Origin of the sequence: Enterococcus sp. DIV0294, assembly GCF_050558155.1 — a bacterium.
In the GTDB taxonomy this organism is placed as follows: domain Bacteria; phylum Bacillota; class Bacilli; order Lactobacillales; family Enterococcaceae; genus Enterococcus; species Enterococcus faecalis.
Genome location: NZ_CP187889.1, coordinates 48,663 through 66,361, shown reverse-complemented (window position 1 = coordinate 66,361; position 17,699 = coordinate 48,663). Strand labels below are relative to the sequence as shown.

General features: G+C 40.0%; 17 protein-coding genes, 1 pseudogene and 1 other annotated feature. All 18 genes and pseudogenes read right to left on the bottom strand.

The features are described 5' to 3' along the window. Positions 1 to 11 precede the first annotated feature (11 nt). Positions 12 to 1,559, bottom strand: a pseudogene (locus tag IGJ20_RS00290) (bifunctional metallophosphatase/5'-nucleotidase); the annotation flags it as partial. 51 nt (positions 1,560 to 1,610) lie between these two features. Beyond that, positions 1,611 to 2,996: a bifunctional UDP-N-acetylglucosamine diphosphorylase/glucosamine-1-phosphate N-acetyltransferase GlmU gene (gene glmU, locus IGJ20_RS00285; RefSeq protein WP_277600604.1), complete on the bottom strand. Its 1,386-nt coding sequence runs from the start codon at positions 2,994 to 2,996 to the stop codon at positions 1,611 to 1,613. 201 nt (positions 2,997 to 3,197) lie between these two features. Beyond that, positions 3,198 to 4,019, bottom strand: coding sequence for a pur operon repressor (gene purR, locus IGJ20_RS00280; RefSeq protein ID WP_002381336.1), 822 nt, complete (start codon positions 4,017 to 4,019; stop codon positions 3,198 to 3,200). 143 nt (positions 4,020 to 4,162) lie between these two features. Further along, a complete protein-coding gene (locus IGJ20_RS00275; protein ID WP_002383493.1) occupies positions 4,163 to 5,002 on the bottom strand; it encodes a metal ABC transporter permease in 840 nt (279 codons plus the stop codon). A gap of 161 nt (positions 5,003 to 5,163) precedes the next feature. Then, positions 5,164 to 5,856, bottom strand: coding sequence for a metal ABC transporter ATP-binding protein (locus IGJ20_RS00270; RefSeq protein ID WP_002356064.1), 693 nt, complete (start codon positions 5,854 to 5,856; stop codon positions 5,164 to 5,166). A 25-nt stretch (positions 5,857 to 5,881) separates the two neighbouring features. Next, positions 5,882 to 6,835 carry a metal ABC transporter substrate-binding protein gene (locus IGJ20_RS00265; RefSeq protein WP_126254733.1) on the bottom strand — a complete coding sequence of 318 codons (954 nt, stop codon included), beginning with the start codon at positions 6,833 to 6,835 and terminating at the stop codon, positions 5,882 to 5,884. A gap of 166 nt (positions 6,836 to 7,001) precedes the next feature. Further along, positions 7,002 to 7,853, bottom strand: a complete 852-nt coding sequence (gene ispE, locus IGJ20_RS00260; RefSeq protein WP_002356061.1) for a 4-(cytidine 5'-diphospho)-2-C-methyl-D-erythritol kinase — start codon at positions 7,851 to 7,853, stop codon at positions 7,002 to 7,004. Between the two features lie 180 nt (positions 7,854 to 8,033). After that, positions 8,034 to 8,336: a Veg family protein gene (locus IGJ20_RS00255; RefSeq protein ID WP_002383497.1), complete on the bottom strand. Its 303-nt coding sequence runs from the start codon at positions 8,334 to 8,336 to the stop codon at positions 8,034 to 8,036. A gap of 57 nt (positions 8,337 to 8,393) precedes the next feature. After that, on the bottom strand, positions 8,394 to 8,960 hold the full coding sequence (locus tag IGJ20_RS00250; protein ID WP_002356059.1) for a sigma-70 family RNA polymerase sigma factor: 567 nt from the start codon (positions 8,958 to 8,960) through the stop codon (positions 8,394 to 8,396). Between the two features lie 85 nt (positions 8,961 to 9,045). After that, positions 9,046 to 9,576 (bottom strand): NYN domain-containing protein, encoded by a 531-nt coding sequence (locus tag IGJ20_RS00245; protein WP_002356058.1) that lies wholly within the window; start codon positions 9,574 to 9,576, stop codon positions 9,046 to 9,048. Positions 9,577 to 9,590: 14 nt separating this feature from the next. Continuing rightward, positions 9,591 to 10,448, bottom strand: coding sequence for a 23S rRNA (guanosine(2251)-2'-O)-methyltransferase RlmB (rlmB, locus tag IGJ20_RS00240; RefSeq protein WP_002356057.1), 858 nt, complete (start codon positions 10,446 to 10,448; stop codon positions 9,591 to 9,593). Further along, the gene (locus IGJ20_RS00235; protein WP_002356056.1) at positions 10,438 to 10,836 is read right to left on the bottom strand and encodes a Mini-ribonuclease 3; all 399 of its coding nucleotides are present in this window, start codon (positions 10,834 to 10,836) and stop codon (positions 10,438 to 10,440) included. The genes rlmB and IGJ20_RS00235 overlap by 11 nt, the downstream gene beginning before the upstream one ends. Next, positions 10,833 to 12,245 carry a cysteine--tRNA ligase gene (cysS, locus tag IGJ20_RS00230; RefSeq protein ID WP_002367571.1) on the bottom strand — a complete coding sequence of 471 codons (1,413 nt, stop codon included), beginning with the start codon at positions 12,243 to 12,245 and terminating at the stop codon, positions 10,833 to 10,835. The genes IGJ20_RS00235 and cysS overlap by 4 nt, the downstream gene beginning before the upstream one ends. After that, entirely contained in the window at positions 12,238 to 12,777 is a 540-nt protein-coding gene (gene epsC / locus IGJ20_RS00225; RefSeq protein ID WP_002356054.1) for a serine O-acetyltransferase EpsC, read from the bottom strand. The genes cysS and epsC overlap by 8 nt, the downstream gene beginning before the upstream one ends. A gap of 64 nt (positions 12,778 to 12,841) precedes the next feature. Beyond that, positions 12,842 to 13,048: a binding site (T-box leader), on the bottom strand. After that, on the bottom strand, positions 13,047 to 14,504 hold the full coding sequence (gltX, locus tag IGJ20_RS00220) for a glutamate--tRNA ligase (protein WP_002389540.1): 1,458 nt from the start codon (positions 14,502 to 14,504) through the stop codon (positions 13,047 to 13,049). Its footprint overlaps the feature before it by 2 nt. Before the next feature lie 52 nt (positions 14,505 to 14,556). Then, positions 14,557 to 15,030, bottom strand: coding sequence for a 2-C-methyl-D-erythritol 2,4-cyclodiphosphate synthase (ispF, locus tag IGJ20_RS00215; protein WP_002367570.1), 474 nt, complete (start codon positions 15,028 to 15,030; stop codon positions 14,557 to 14,559). A gap of 18 nt (positions 15,031 to 15,048) precedes the next feature. Continuing rightward, entirely contained in the window at positions 15,049 to 16,194 is a 1,146-nt protein-coding gene (locus tag IGJ20_RS00210; protein ID WP_002368622.1) for a PIN/TRAM domain-containing protein, read from the bottom strand. A 100-nt stretch (positions 16,195 to 16,294) separates the two neighbouring features. Beyond that, the gene (gene radA, locus IGJ20_RS00205) at positions 16,295 to 17,665 is read right to left on the bottom strand and encodes a DNA repair protein RadA (RefSeq protein ID WP_126254731.1); all 1,371 of its coding nucleotides are present in this window, start codon (positions 17,663 to 17,665) and stop codon (positions 16,295 to 16,297) included. Positions 17,666 to 17,699 lie beyond the last annotated feature (34 nt).

Sequence of the window (17,699 nt, the reverse complement as noted above, 5' to 3'; positions counted from 1 at the left end):
TTAAAAAATGACTAACTAGCTTTGTTACGTCGTTTATAAATATACCAGCCAGAAGAAGAAAGTCCAACGAACAGTAAACCATATAACGCAAGCGTTTCTGTTTCTGTACCTGTTTTAGGTAAAAAGCCGCCATACTTTTTCTTCTCTGTTACGGATGGATTGCTCTGTCTTGCTCCCGCTTGGTTTTGTTTATTGGTTGCTACTGGTGTTTCTGGTGTTGGTTTCGGGTCTGGTTTTGGATCTGGTTTTGGATCTGGTTTTGGATCTGGTTTTGGATCTGGTTTTGGATCTGGTTTTGGATCTGGTTTTGGATCTGGTTTTGGATCTGGTTTTGGATCTGGTTTTGGATCTGGTTTTGGCGTCTCTCCTCCACCGATTAACTCTTTGTAAGCTTCTTCCGAAATAGAAACAATTCGTTCGCCTGGGAATGGTTCTTTATATTGTGCTAAATCAATCGTCGTTGCTGCACGATACAACCGCAAGCTGGTTGCACTTTTCAAGTATTCAATTAAGACCGCATCTAGTGAAATCCCTTCTTCTCGTTCACCACCTAGCATATCGTAACCATCACCACCAGCAGCTAAGAAATCATTGGTAGCCATCCGGTATTGTTTCTTCTCATCCAATGGTTCAAACTTTTGTGTTTGCCGATTTTTAATTTCTATTCCTAATACGCGACTACCGACAATCGTTTGTCCTGTTTCATTGCCTTCGTCACTAGCCAAGCGAGTACCTGGTTTTGTGGAATCATAGTGGATACGAATGGAGCTTGAAACATGTAGGAAACCACCATTTGCGCCAAGTTTTGGTTGGCCAGCATCATCTAGTAAAATTGTGCCATTCTCATCTTTTTGTGGAATCGAACGAACAGACATTTCAAACATTTCTTTAACTTGAGCGCCGGTTACTTGAATTTGCGCAATGCTATTGCCAAAAGGTAACACAGCAATGACATCCCCAACTTTAATTGGCCCTTGTTTAATATCAGCGCGAATGCCGCCACCATTAGTTACTGCAAAATCAGCAGGTTGACTAAACGCGTCTTGGCCATATGACATAATCGCATCACCAATCAAATTCCCTAAGTTGGTCTCTCGTGTGCGCACATTTTCTCGTTGTCCATCCAATGTGAATGGAATATAATCGACAATTACTTTTTCATTTTCAGCGTTAAAATTCGTACGTGCTTCATCAACGATGGCTTTAACTGCCGGGTTTTCTGGCAATTCTAGCAACTCTGCTGCTGAAATCAATTTTGCTGTTTTCTTAGTTGGTTCACTTTCTGGTGCTGTGACGATCCCAACATTATTTAAATAATTACCTGTTTGAGCATAGATCACTTTGCCATAACGTTTGCCACTTTCGACGGCTGTATGCGAATGGCCATCAATCACAGTGACATCTAACTCAGGATATGTTTGACTAAGGGTTTCTGCTAGCGTATCACCACGCCAGATATGCGGCGTCGTTTCATCTACGCCTAAATGCCCAGTAACCACGAAAGCTTGAATATCCGCGTACTTCTCTTTAATTTCATTAATCACTGCTTCTACTTCTGGAAAAAGAACGCTCTTTTGCTTAAGCAAAAGAGCGTTCTTTTTTATTTGAGATTAATCCTTCATATAAGGTAACTTTTTAGCATAGCCTTCTTTATTCACTTGACGTGCCCGGGCAATCGCCAAATCTTCTGAAGGGACATCTTCTGTGATGGTTGAACCAGCAGCAGTCACCGCATGATCACCAATCGTGACTGGCGCAACAATGTTCGTTGCAGAGCCAATAAACGCGTGATCACCCACGATTGTTTGGTGTTTATTTTTGCCATCATAATTAACAAAAACAACGCCGCAACCGACATTAATATCTTTGCCTAATGTTGCATCACCAACGTATGTTAAATGGCCCACTTTTGTGCCTTCATCGATTGTTGCATTTTTTACTTCCACGAAGTTACCAATGTGTACGTTTGCCCCCACATCTGCTTTAGGACGTAAATGTGCATACGGACCCACATCGGCCCCCTCGCGAACCACACTTTCTTCAATCACAGACTGTTTAACAACCACTTGATTGCCGATGTGACTATCAACGATTTCTGAATGTGCGCCAATCCAGCAATCTTCGCCAATCACTGTTTTTCCTTTGATAGTGACTCCCGCTTCAATGACTGTGTCTGAACCAATTACCACGCCTTCATCAATATACGTTGTGTCTGGATCAATAAATGTAACACCATTTCGCATATGCATTTCATTTAAACGACGATGCATAATTTTATTAGCAGTGGATAAAGCAACACGATCATTTACACCCATTGCTTCGTCAAAGTCTGCCATTTGGTAAGCAGCGACAGCTTTGCCTTCTTTTTTCAAAATTTCAATGATATCTGTTAAATAGTATTCCCCTTGTGTGTTGTTTGTATCTGTTTTCGCTAACGCTTCAAACAATGATTCATTATCAAAACAGAAGGTTCCTGTATTAATTTCTTGAACACGTGCTTCTTCTTCACTGGCATCTTTTTGTTCCACGATTCGTTCAACAATGCCCACATGATCACGAATAATTCGACCATAGCCTGTTGGGTCTTCCGCATGCGCTGTTAAAATAGTCGCACTTGCATTCTTACCTTGATGGTAATCGAATAAATTTTTCAAGGTTTCCGCAGTTAATAACGGCGTATCCCCTGTAATAACTAATGTTGTTCCTTGTTTGCCACCTAATAACTCTTGTGCTTGCATGACTGCATGCCCAGTTCCCAATTGTTCAGCTTGTAAGGCATATTGACTACGTTCGCCTAAATGGCTTTTAATCATTTCCGCCCCGTGTCCAACGATCGTCACGATTTCTGTTGGTTCTGTTTGTTCTACTTGATCTAAAATATGTTCGACCATTGGTTTACCAGCAACTGGATGCAATACTTTATAAAGTTTAGATTTCATGCGTGTTCCTTTACCAGCTGCTAAAATAATTGCGTATCTATTTTCCACGTTTGCCACCTCAAATTAACTAAATTGTTTGATTTTCTTCTAAATCGTCCTCATTATACCTTTTCTAGTTTATCTTACTCTTTTGTCTTTTTCAACAAAATAAGGCATTTAAAAGGTAGACCAATTTATTTTCTCATCTTTTTTTAAAGGAATAAAACAGAAAAAAAGAACCTGAAAATGGAATGGACCATTTTCAGGTTCTTTTTCAAATTATTTCTCTGTGAAATAGTTTCCTGGGACTACGCTAATCGTTTTTGTTTGTGTATCCACATCTTCCACATATAATAGCGAAGTGTAGTCATCGATTGCACGACGGCCATTGAATTTTGACTCAGCAAAAACGGTAATGCCCACAAGTTCTGCTTCAAATTCTTCAATCATACTCTTCATACCATTGACGGTGCCGCCGCCTTTCATGAAGTCATCCACGACTAAAACTTTTGATCCGCGTTTTAAGCTGCGTTTTGAAAGTTCCATTTTTTCGATACGTTCTGAAGACCCTGATACATAGTTCACGCTCACCGTTGAACCTTCAGTAATCTTAGAATCGCGACGAACAATCACAAACGGAACATTTAAGTAATAAGACACAGCTTGCGCAATTGGCACTCCTTTAGTCGCAACGGTCATTACCGCATCAATTTGTTTGCCTAAATATTTAGAAGCAATAATCCGGCCCACTTGTCTTAATAAATTCGGTTCCCCAAGTAAATCTGAAAGATAAACATAACCCCCAGGTAATAAGCGATCTTGTTCTGACAAACGATCACACAAATCCATAATCAACTGCTCCGCTTCCTCATAAGGAATTTCAGGGATAAAGCGGACACCGCCTGCAGCGCCTGGAATCGTTTCTAAAATACCTGTTCCACGTTCTTTAAATGTTTTTTTAACAATTGCTAAATCTTCACTAATGGAAGACTTGGCAGATTGGTATCGGTCAGCAAAATATGTCAAAGAAACCAATGTATGGGGATGATCTAAAAGATATTGGGTCATATCGATTAATCGTTCACTTCTCCGAATTTTCAAATTCGTCACTCCTTTTCATTCTATCGTTCCTTATTATAAGGGGTTTAACCGAAAAATTCGAGGATTTTTTTCAAATAACTGAAAATAGTTCGCCATTTCTTTTAAAAAAAAGAAATAAAGGAGAAAAACTTTCGTTTTTCTCCTTAGTTTCTTTGCATTTTTTGTTTTCGCTGGACCATAACAACCACTCGGCGATAAATATTGACTAATAAGAATAAACCAATAAAAATTAGGGTAATGCTTGCACTCGGTGGTGTTTCCAAATAATACGAGCTAGTCAACCCTGTTAGCATGCCAATCAAGCCCATAAACACACTGATGATAATCACCGTGTTGAAGCCTTTACCAATTCGCATACCTATCGCAGCTGGTAAGACCATAATTGCTGAAATTAACAAGGCTCCCGCGATCGGAATCATCACAGCAATCGCCACACCAGTAATTACATTAAAAAGCATCGACATCCAATGAATAGGTAGCCCATCAACATGAGCAGTATCTTCATCAAATGTTAAAACATACATTGGGCGTTTAAATAACATAAACAATAGAACTAAAACTACGAATAAAATTGCCAACATAACCACTTGATCCCACGTAATCGTGACGATGGAACCAAATAAATACGATTGAATACTAGCAGCTGAATTGCCTCCTGTTAAATTCATCAAAACTAACGCCAAAGCCAAACCGCCTGACATTAAAATAGCAATCGAAATTTCTGAATAGGTGCTATAAATCATTCGTAAATATTCTAGAATGATTGCAGCCACAATCACGACAATTAAGGTCATTAAATTAGGATTCCAATTAAAAAAGAAGCCTAGAGCCACACCGGCTAATGACACATGTGAAAGGGTATCTGCCATTAAAGATTGTCGGCGAATAACTAGAAAGACGCCGAGCATTGGAGCAATCACTGAGATAAACAGTGCTGCTAAAAAGGCCTTTTGCATAAATGCATAAGAAAGCATTTCTGCCATACGATTCACTCCTTACCGCTAAAATGAACACTACCATTGTAGCGACGTTTAAGCGAATTAATTTTTTAATTCCTGCTTATTTTTTAAATTTTTCCAACATTTCTTTAAGCTGTTCCTTGGCTTTCGTTATTATCGAGCCAGATAACGTTTTATTGGAAAATTTACGTATACGATTCTTCACTCATATGGAAACAACGCCATTTCGAATCTTCTTTGCGGACAAGACGAATTTGACGATCCACATAGGTTTTGATATCTTCATGATCATGCGTAATCATCAAAATAGCTTTTCCATGTTCATGCGCACTGTGTTGCAACAATTGATAAAATTCGTTTCGCGATTGTTCATCCATACCTGTTGTTGGCTCATCTAAAATAAACAAATCTGGATCGGTCGCAAACACTCGTGCTAAACTAATTCGTTGCTTTTGCCCTCCAGAAAGCTCGCCAATTCGTTTGTGGCGCATTTCCCACATGTCCACTGATTTCAAAGCTTTTTCCACATGAAGATGATCTTTTTTCGTCAACGGTTTGAACCAACGATTTCTGGGAAAGCGACCTGAACGTACTAATTCAATGACGGTGCTAGGAAAGCCCGCATTGAAAGAAGCGACTTGTTGTGGAATGTAGCCAATGCTGATTTTTTCACCAGCACTATTTTTTTTAGCGACCGTAATTTTGCCACTTGTTGGTTTTAATAACCCTAAGGTACTTTTGATCAGCGTTGACTTGGCAGCGCCATTTTCTCCTGTTAAAATAACGAATTCCCCTGGATCAACATAATAAGAAACATCTTCTAAAACAGGTTCATCATCATAATAGAAGGTTAAATTTTCGACTTCAATATAATGCATAAGTTGGCTCCTTTCTGTTGCCAGATTAATGAATGCTTTTTTGTAAAGCAGCGAGGTTTTCTTTCATGACAGACACATAGTTCTCGCCTGCTTCTTGTTCTTTTTGAGTTAAACTCTCTAAAGGATTCAATACAGCTAATTCGACGCCTGTCTCGTCTGCCAATGTTTTGGCTAATTTTGTAGAAGCCGATGCTTCAAAATAGATCACAGAAACATTGTTTGTTTTAATATATTTTTTTAATTCGGCTAAACGACTTGGCGAAGGTTCTTGGTCTGGAGAAACCCCAGCAATCGGTTCTTGGGTCAAACCATATTGTTTCGCCAAATAGCCAAATGCAGCATGTTGCGTCACAAAGGTCCGATTTTTAGCGCCTGCAAATTCAGCTTGGTATTCCTTATCTAGCGCAGTCAATTTTTCCAAATAAGCAGCGGTATTTTTTTCAAATACGGCTTTTTTTTCAGGATATTTTTTGATAAGCGCATCCCGAATCGCTGTCACTTCTTTTTGCGCTAACACGGGATCTAACCAGACATGCGGATCCAGTTCGTGGGAATGGTTATGGCCTTCATGACCTTCTTCGCCAGATTCTTCCTCTTCTGTTCCTTGCATCAATTGAATGGATTGACTGGCTTCCACGATTGAAACTTTTTTCGTGTCCAAGTTTTCAATAACATTCGGAACCCAAGTTTCTAGCTCTTTACTATTATAAACAAAGACATCCGCATCAGTAATTTTCGCTAAGTCTTTTGCGCTTGGTTCATAATCGTGTGGTTCCGTTCCAGCTGGAATCAACAGCTCAACCTCTCCCTCATCACCAACGACTTGTTTTGCGAAGTCGTACATCGGATAAAAAGTAGTCATTACCGTGAGCTCTTTCTTCTCTTTTGACGATTGTGTGGTTTGCCCACAGCTAGCTAAAAGAAAAGCACTGATTGCTAAAGTAACGCCGATTATCAAACGGCGGTAGATTTTCGTCATGTTCTGTCCTCTTTTCGATTTACCTATTATAAACCGTAATATTTACGATTTGCCAGGAATAATGTACCAAATGGATCACGGGACGTCAAGGAATAAATTTAAAAAAACAACAGAGCGTGGGACAAAAATCACTTTGGGTTTTTGCTCCACGCTCTGTTGTTTTTATTTATTTCAATGTCCGAACCAAATAAACTTCTTCACAAAAGCCTTTAAGTCCATTATAAATCCGTTGTGCTCGTGTTTTCTTTTCACATAAAGCAAAGACTGTCGGTCCACTGCCGCTCATCAACGCTGCATCAGCGCCGTACTTCAGCATGCGATCCTTGATTTGTTGCACGATTGGATGTCTGGCAATCGTGACACTTTCCAACGCATTGCCAACCGTTTGGGTCATCCCAGTATAATCACCATTTTCAATAGCTATTCTTAGTCCAGCAATATCTGGATGGTGCAATTCATCTACCGCTAAATCATTAAAAACGGTACTAGTAGATACACTAATTCTTGGTTTAACTAACACAATCCAACATTGAGGCATGGTCGGTAATGCTTCAATTTTCTCCCCACGTCCGTTTGCAAAGGCTGTTCCGCCCCTTAAACAATAAGGAACATCCATACCAATTTGGCTGCCAATTTCACAGAGTTCGTCCATCGTCAACCCCAGATTCCACAGTTTGTTCAAGCCTCGTAATGCTGCGGCACAGTCACTGCTCCCCCCTGCTAAACCAGCTGCCACGGGGATACGTTTTTCAATATATATTTTAATTCCTTTATGAATATTATAGGTACGCTTTAATAAGTCAACTGCTTGATAGACATGATTCCGTCGATCCACGGGTAAAAAAGAGCTGTCCGTTTCAATACGAATGATGTCTTCTTCTAGATTTTCAAAAGTTAAATGATCGGCTAAATCTACACTTGCAAAAATAGATTCAACTTCATGATAGCCATCCACACGTTTATGCAGAACATCTAACCCAAGATTAATTTTCGCAGGAGCTCGTTCGATTATTTCCATCGGTTCCCTGATTCACCTTCCTTAATCTTTTGTCTACCAACATTTTAATCTTTTAGATTCTATCATATGTCCATGAAGAAGTACACCGAAGATTGATCTTTCTCTGACGACAGATGGCTGAAATTAAAAAGAGCTTAGGAACGAAGGGCTCTTCCTTCACTCCTAAGCGGACTTTCTAAATTATACAGCTTGACCGATGAATTCGATTTCAACGGTGCGTGTTAAAACATCTGAATAGCTATAAGATACACGTTCAAATGAGTTCTCGTCTGGATCCAAGTCAACAACAAAAACAGATGGATAAGTCTCCGTTAAGATTCCTTTACGTTCTGTTTGGCGCTTTCTTCCAGTCTGAGCAACTAACATAATTTCACTGCCGATACGGCCTTCCAAATCTTTCTTAATTGACGATAACGTTGTTGGCATTGCATTCACCTCGAGAAACATTATATCACTTTTTTTAAAAAATTTCAAGTTTATCATACTAGAAGTCTGTTTGCAACTACTTTTGCTCGACAAACCGGCTGTTTTGTCGAATTTTTATTCATTTTCTAATGTATATTTCATTTTTGCTTTGGCACGATCATAGGCACTTCGGACAGCTGAAAAAGTTCCCCCACGCACTTTAGCGATTTCTTCTAACGTGTAGCCTTTTAAGTATGCGTTTAAAATTTGTTGTTCCAACGAGGAAAGACGTGTCGGAAAAGCTGCCAATTTTTCTTGAATCATTAATTGACCTAATGGGTCGGTAGCCGCTGTCCCTAAATAGTCCACTAACTCTTCACCAGCGCTTTCTAATCGTTGTTCCAGAGAAATAGACAAGGTATCTGTTCGCCGCTTATAGGCGCATTGATGGCGAATTAAGCTATGTACGTGATTTTCAAAATTTCGTTTAAAAAACTTTCCTAATGATGCTTGTTTTTCTGAATCAAATCGTTCTAACGTCCGAAAGAAGACAATTCGTCCTTCTTGAAGCCAGTCTTCAGTATCATAATCTTTTAAATAGTATTTTTTCATGCACTTATAAATCACTGGCTGATATTGCCCATATAAGGCTTGAAATTGTTCTTGGTCTCCTGCTAATGCTTGTTGAATCTGTTCTAACATAAAAAGCCCTCCTTTTCGATAAACGTATCGAATGATTTAGGAGAGCATAGCATGTTAGAAATTTATGACTTAAGCGAACATTTGTTTAATCTTTTTTTTGAGACAATTCTTCTAGCTTCTCAGAAAGTTTTGATAACTGCTCCACGTTCCATGGAGAATTTCGACGAAATTGCTGGAAATGGATATCCGTTGCATGAATGGCAATCGTCTTTTCTGTTTTCTGGACAGCTTTGTAAAGTTCATTGGCCGAAGTCCGCAATGCACCTTGTGAAAAGACCACCCATTGTTCAGCCAAATCACTCGTTGCGACTGTTACTTGCGTTAAACGATCATTTTTTTCACCAGCTAGACGTTCAATATAACTATCTGCTGTTTCATCTTCTTTGGTGAAAACCACGGTCAAAAGGTACTTTTTGTACGTTTGCTGAATACCTGGGACTAATTGGGCATCAAAGACCACAATGATTTCCAACCCTTCATATTTGGCATAATTGGACAGACGACTAAGAAGCAGTTCACGCGCATCCTCTAAACGCTCTTGCTTTTTCAACTGGACCAATTCTGGCCAAGCACCAATCATATTATAGCCATCAACGATTAACAATTGTTTTTTCATACAATCGCCTGCTTCTATAATGGGTTGCGGCCACGATAGACTTCATACATTAGCAAGCCTGCAGCCACACCAGCGTTTAAGCTTTGAACGTGTCCAGTCATTGGAATCGTTAATAATTCATCCACTTCTTTATGAAGACCTTGACTCATGCCACGACCTTCATTTCCGATGATTAAGGCAATTGCGCCTTGTGTATTCCAGCGACGATAATCCGTCCCAGACATATCTGTACCAAAAATCCAAAATTGATTCTCTTTTAGCGTTGCAATACTTTGCGCTAGATTCGTTACACGAGCCACTGGAATATGTTCCACGGCCCCTGTTGATGCTTTGGTTACGGTTGGTGTAATTCCCACTGCACGATGTTTCGGAATGATAATACCGTCCACGCCTGTCGCATCAGCAGTTCGCAAAATTGAGCCAAAGTTATGTGGGTCCTCTAGACTGTCTAAAATTAGGAAAAATGGTGTTTCTGTCTTTTCTTTTGTTTGTTCCAATAATTCTTCTAAAGTTAAATATTGATACGCCGTGATTGCTAAAACCATGCCTTGATGCACGCCGTGATCACTCATCGTATCTAATTTTGCTTTAGGCACCCATTTGACTGGAACAGCCTGTTCTTTCGCTGCTTGTTTTAATTGCTCAATTTTCTCGCCACGAGCATCTTCTTGTAAAAACAATTTATTCCCGCGTCCTTGCTGCAACGCCTCAACAGTGGCATGGAAACCAAAGACAAAGTTATCTGCTAGCTCTTCTGAGGTTCCATCAGCACCTGCTGTCGCTGGTCGTGGGTTCCGTTCTTTTGAACGCTTATCTGAACGTTCTGGACGTTTCTTACCTTTTTTAAAAGGACGAGATTTTTCATTTTTCATTGGTTTCACCTACTTTCTTGATACACCAGTTAATTAATTCTTCTAAACGTTCTTTTTGTTGTGTTAAATGTAAATAACCCATCAAGGATTCGAAACCGGTCGCTACCCGATAAGTCGTCACATCAGCATTTTTGGCAAAGGTGTGACTTTTCGCATTCCGACCGCGTTTGTACATCACTTCTTCTTCCTCCGTTAGCATTTCTCCCGCTAACATCGCTTGCATTAAGCTTGCTTGGGCTTTTGCTGACACGTAATGTGTCGCCATGCGATGCAAAACATTCGGTTTCGTTTGTCCTAAGGAAACTAAATAATCACGAATGTAAATTTCATAAATCGCATCGCCAACATAGGCCAAAGCTAAACCGTTTAATTGTTTGTAATCTCTCATTCACTTCTTCTCCATCTCGTTCCTTGCGGAGTATCTTCTAAAACAATGCCTTGTTCTTTTAATAAATCGCGGATTTCATCACTTCGGGCAAAATCACGGTCTTTCCGTGCTTGGTTCCGTTCTTCAATTAACGCATCGACTTGTGCATCCACTAATTCTTCGTTTTTAAAGAATAAACCAAAAATAGCTAACCAGCCACTGAAAAGCTTATCCATCGCCACTAGAATTGGTTCCGAAACTGTCGCTTGTTCACTGTACTGATTCATCATCTTCGCTAATTCATAAACGACCGTAATCCCGTTAGCTGCATTGAAATCATCGTCCATTTCCGTAATAAAACGTTGTTCTAATTCGTTTAATTGAGCCAAATAGTGTTCATCCTCTGGCAAACTTGCGACCGCATCTGCTTGTCTAAAACGTAAATTTTCAAACGCATTTTTCAATTTTTGATAATTGGCTGCTGCCTCTTTTAGAGTGCTTTCGCTATAACGAATCGGGCGACGGTACTGGGTGGTGGACATAAAGAAACGTAAAATTTGCGGATCCACTTTTTGAATCATTTCATGAACAGTAATGAAGTTACCTAGGGATTTGCTCATTTTTTCATCGTCTTCACCAATTGTGACATAGCCGTTATGCATCCAGTAATTGGCAAAGGTATGGCCTGTTTTGGCTTCGCTCTGTGCAATTTCATTCTCATGATGTGGAAATTCTAAATCTTGTCCACCGCCATGAATATCAATCGTCTCTCCCAAGTGTTTTGTCGCCATGACAGAGCATTCAATATGCCAGCCGGGACGTCCTTTACCCCAAGGAGAATCCCAAGAAATTTCATCTTCTTTGGCACTTTTCCAAAGAGCAAAATCCAATGGGTCTTCTTTTAATTGTTGTTCAACGCCAGTTCGTTGACTTGCCCCCACTTCTAATTCATCAATCGATTGATGGCTTAATTTACCATAATTAGGGAATTTACGGGTGCGATAATACACATCACCTGCGACCTCATAAGCAAAACCTTTTTCAATTAAAACGTCGATAAAAGCTAAGATATCAGGCATGTGGTCCATCACCCGAGGATGTAACGTTGCTGGCTGGACATTCAATGCTTGCGTGTCTTCTTCAAAGGCTTTGATAAAACGCTCCGCCACTTCCGGCGCAGTAATTTTCAATTCTTTAGCTGCCTTGATAATTTTATCATCGACATCTGTAAAGTTCGAGACATAATTCACTTCATACCCACGATATTCAAAATAACGACGAATCGTATCAAAGGCGATCGCACTGCGCGCATTACCGATATGGATATAGTTATACACGGTTGGTCCGCAGACATACATCCGAACTTTATGCGCCTCAATTGGCGTAAATACTTCTTTTTCTCTGGTCAATGTATTATAAATTTTAATCATGCCCTTTTTCCACCTTTCTTCCATTTAGACGAACGACTTTCGCAGGAACACCCACAGCTGTGGCATCTGCTGGGATGTCTGAAATAACAACAGCACCCGCCCCAATTTTTGAACGTTCACCAATCACCACTGGCCCTAAAATTTGAGCTCGTGCCGAAATCATCGCTCCTTTTTTCACTGTTGGATGGCGTTTACCCGTATCACGACCGGTCCCACCTAACGTCACTCCGTGAAACAAAACAACATCTTCTTCTATTTCCGCGGTTTCCCCAATCACAATGCCCATGCCGTGATCGATAAAAACTCCCGCTCCAATTGTGGCTCCGGGATGAATTTCTACGCCCGTTATGAAACGCCAAAATTGTGCATGAATCTTCGCCAACAAAAACAACTGATGCCTATATAAGAAATGAGACAAGCGATGCCAAAACAGGGCGTGCAAGCCAGGATACGTTAAAAGAACTTCTAGTGTGGTCCGCGCTGCAGGATCGTTTCTTTTAACAGCTGCGACGCTACGTTTCAACCAACTCATATGGTGAACTCCTTTCTATTATACAAAAATAAAAAACGTCTTTTAAGCAACAAAAAAACGTTGCTTAAAAGACGCCCATGCGTGGTTCCACTTTTCTTCACAAGAACTAGCTCTTGCCTCGATACAGTTAACGCCTGCCGACGTCTTCGGTTACTTTTTTCACCAAAGCCACTCATAGATGCATTTCGACAAAAGATGCTCGCTGTTCTCACCACCCACAGCGTCTCTGAAATCCATCTGATTGTCTACTTCTTCTATTCTTTGTGTTTTTATAACACTTTATTTAAATGATCTAATGCTTTTTCTTTGCCTAATAATTCGATGGTTTCGCCTAATTCAGGACCATGCATTTGTCCAGAAACAGCAATTCGAATTGGCATAAACAAGTTTTTGCCTTTAACGCCGGTTTCTTTTTGGACGGCTTTAATCGCTGCTTTAATACTTGGGACATCGAAAACGTCCAAGGCTTCTAATTGTTCTTTAAACGCATGTAACACAGTTGGCACTGTTTCTCCTTGCAAGAATTCTTTCGCAGCATCATCTAAAACTGGATGTTCATTAAAGAACAAGTTTGATAGTTCCACAATTTCAGCTGCATAACTCATTTGTGGTTGATACAAGCTAACTAATTGTTTTAACCATTCGATTTTTTCAGGAGATGGATTTTCTTCAACACGACCGTCAGCGACTAAATAAGGAAGACACATATCTGTTAGTTCACTTAAGTCCATTTGTTTCATGTATTGATTGTTAATCCATTCTAATTTTTTCGCATCAAAGGCCGCTGGTGACTTGCTTAAGCGTTGTTCATCAAACAATTTAATCAAGTCTTCTTGTGAGAAGATTTCTTCTTCGCCAACAGGAGACCATCCTAGTAAAGCAATAAAGTTGAACATGGCTTCTGGTAAGTAACCTAATTCACGGTATTGTTCAATAAATTGTAAAATTGTTTCATCACGTTTGCTCAATTTTTTGCCAGTTTCTGAATTAATGATTAAGGTCATATGGCCAAAGACAGGTGGTGTCCATTCAAACGCTTCGTAAATCATTAATTGTTTTGGTGTGTTCGCAATGTGATCATCGCCACGTAAAACATGAGAAATTTTCATTAAGTGATCATCTACTGCAACGGCAAAGTTATACGTTGGCATCCCATCGCGTTTTTGGATGACAAAATCGCCACCAATGTTATCTGACTCAAAAGTAATTTCACCTTTCACGATGTCATCAAATTTGTATTCTGTATTACGTGGCACACGGAAACGAATCACTGGTTCTAGACCAGCCGCTTCTTTGGCTGCTTGTTCAGAAGGTGTTAAATTCGCACAAGTGCCTGCGTAGTGAGGCATTTCCCCACGAGCTTGTTGTGCTTCACGTTCTGCTTCTAATTCTTCTGGCGTACAATAACACTTATACGCACGATTGCTACTTAATAATTGATCAATCAATGGTTGGTAAATTTCTTTACGTTCTGATTGACGATATGGACCATATTCTCCCGGATGAGCAGGTGATTCATCCCATTCCATCCCTAACCATGCTAAGTTTTCCAACTGACTTTTCTCGCCGTCTTCGATGTTCCGTTTTTGGTCGGTATCCTCGATACGAATGATAAATTCTCCGTCATTGTGGCGGGCAAATAAGTAGTTAAATAATGCTGTTCTTGCATTCCCAATGTGCAAGTGTCCAGTTGGACTTGGTGCGTAACGCACACGAACTTTCGTCATGTTCATTCCTCTTTCCATTTTTTAAAAACAGACGGTTTAACGTCGTTTTCAGTTATTTTTCCAATAAAGCAACGGCAATTGCGCCGATTCCTTCTTTTTTACCAACAAAGCCCATCGTTTCCATGGTCGTTGCCTTAATGTTCACTTGTGTGACCGCTAAGTGGCAACTCGCGGCTAGATTCTTTTTCATCTCTGCCAAGTATGGGCTCATCTTTGGCTCTTCCGCTAAAATTGTACAATCAATATTGCCAATAGTAAAGCCCGACCGCCCAACTTTTTCATTTACTTTTTTTAATAAGTTTACAGAATTCGCATTTTTGAACTGCGGATCGGTTTCGGGAAACAGTTGTCCAATATCACCCAGACCAGCGGCACCAAGGATTGCATCAATAATTGCATGTGTTAAAACATCGGCATCTGAGTGACCTAACAGACCTTTTTCATAAGGAAGAGTAACCCCACCAATAATTAAAGGTCGTTGCGGAACTAATTGATGAACATCAAAACCTTGACCGATTCGAATCATACTAAGTCCTCACTTTGCTTAATTTTTATCGTTTTTAGGATGGTTATCCTTGCGATCATTAATCCCGCGACCCGCGTGCGCCGGTTTGGCAAAAATCATACGCCCAGCTGCGGTTTGTAAAGCACTTGTGACGACCACTTCGATTTGCTCATTCATGTAATGCTGGCCATCTTCAACCACAACCATTGTGCCATCATCTAAGTAAGCGACCCCTTGTTGACGCTCTGTTCCGGCTTTTACAACCATCACATTCATCGTTTCACCTGGAATCACCACTGGTTTCACAGCATTAGCTAAAGCATTAATGTTTAAAACAGGCACATTTTGAAATTCAGAGACTTTATTTAAGTTGTAGTCATTGGTCACAACCACGCCATCTAATAATTTTGCTAATTTGATTAATTTACTGTCTACTTCAGAGATATCCTCGAAATCTCCGTCGTACATCTCAACGGAGATACCTTCTTCTTTTTGTAAAGCATTTAAAATATCTAAGCCACGACGACCTCTCACCCGTTTTAAACTGTCTCCAGAATCAGCAATGTATTGTAATTCATATAAAACAAAGTTAGGGATGAGCAAAACACCTTCTAAAAAGCCCGTTTTCGCGATATCGTAGATTCTGCCATCAATGATGACACTGGTGTCTAAAATTTTGTATTTATGGAAGTTGTCTTCCACTTTACGTTCCAACATTTGTCCTTCGGTGTCTTCCGTATTTGCTTTCTTTTGGCGAGGTGTAAAAACTTTTTTCCACTCCTCAATCCGTGTTGTTCCCATTCGGAAACCTAAGTAACCCAGAATAATCATAACTAGAATTGGCAGTAAACTATTCACGACAGGAATTTGTAAGTTGTACATTGGAATGGAGATAATAACACCAATTGTTAAACCAATGATGGCACCAATACTTCCAAATAATAAATAGGTTAAACTCATTTCATTTAAAGCTGCTTCGATTTTTTTGACAGCGGAAACAATATACTTTGCTAACCCTAAAGATAAAATAAAGAAAATAATTGCACCGATTAATCCGTTCGTAAAGTTATTGTTTAACCAACTGTTATTGCCTTGCTTAGCCATTTCCCAAGCCATTGGGAAAAGAGAAATTCCTAAACTTGCACCAGCAATGATCATCAGCAACGTGATGATTCGTTTTTGCATATAGCCATCCTCCTCGTTTATTTAATAAAGACGTCTAGTGTTGTGGGGCGTACAAAAATCATACGCCACCAACAACCTAAACGGATTATTTCTACTTTCATCATTTAAAAACTTTTCTTAACGTTTCACCAATTGTTGAAACGCCAATAATTTCAATACCTTCAGGCGCTTCCCAGCCACCAAGGTTATTTTTAGGGACATAGACTTTTGTAAAGCCTAGTTTTTGCGCTTCACGCACTCGTTGTTCAATACTATTCACGCGGCGAATTTCACCAGTTAAACCAATCTCACCAATGAAACATTCCGAAGATGAGGTTCCTTTTTCTTTATAGCTAGAAGCAATACTGATTGCTAACGCTAAATCAATAGCTGGTTCATTAATTTTGACTCCACCAGCCGCTTTTAGATACGCATCCTGGTTTTGTAATAAAAGGCCTGCCCGTTTTTCTAAAACCGCCATGATTAAAGAAACGCGATTAAAGTCCAACCCGGTGGTCGTTCGCTTGGCATTACCAAACATCGTTGGGGTAACTAACGCTTGGATTTCCACCAAAATGGGGCGTGAACCTTCCATTGCTACCACAATTGAAGATCCGGTGGCTCCTTCTAAACGTTCTTCTAAAAAGACCTGAGAAGGATTCATAACTTCAACCAATCCATGTGTCTGCATTTCAAAAATACCAATCTCATTCGTTGAGCCAAACCGATTTTTGACAGCCCGTAAGATTCTAAAGGTGTGATGCTTATCTCCTTCAAAATAAAGAACCGTGTCTACCATATGTTCCAACATCCGTGGCCCTGCGATAGACCCTTCCTTCGTTACGTGTCCGACAATAAAAATGGCAACCCCATTCGTTTTTGCCAGTTTCAATAATTCGGCAGTTGTTTCTCGGACTTGACTGACACTACCAGCAACGCTGGTAACATCTGGCTGCGTCATTGTTTGAATCGAGTCAATAATGACATAGTCTGGTTCTAATTTTTCAATGGCTCGTGAAATTTCGTGCATATCTGTTTCTGCGTATAAGTAAAATGTCTCGTTGACCGTGCCTAAACGCTCCGCTCGCAATTTAATTTGCTCAGCACTTTCTTCACCAGAAACATATAAAACCGTGCCACCTGTGGCTGCTAATTGTTGCGATACTTGTAAGAGCAATGTTGACTTACCTATTCCGGGATCGCCACCGATTAAAACTAACGAACCTGGAACAACGCCACCACCTAAAACCCGATTCAGCTCCACTAATTCAGTTTTTACACGAGGCTCTTTTTTAGGTACGACTTCAGATAGCCGTTGTGGTTGTGTCTTTTTACCAGTCAAACTTACTCTAGCACGACGATCAGAAGTATCTTGAATAACCTCTTCCACCATCGAATTCCATTGTCCGCAATTAGGACAGCGGCCGAGATATTTTGGAGACACATACCCACAGCTTTGACATTCAAATTGAACTTTTGCTTTTTTTGCCATGTAGAATCTCCTTATCTGTTGTTTATTTTAACAT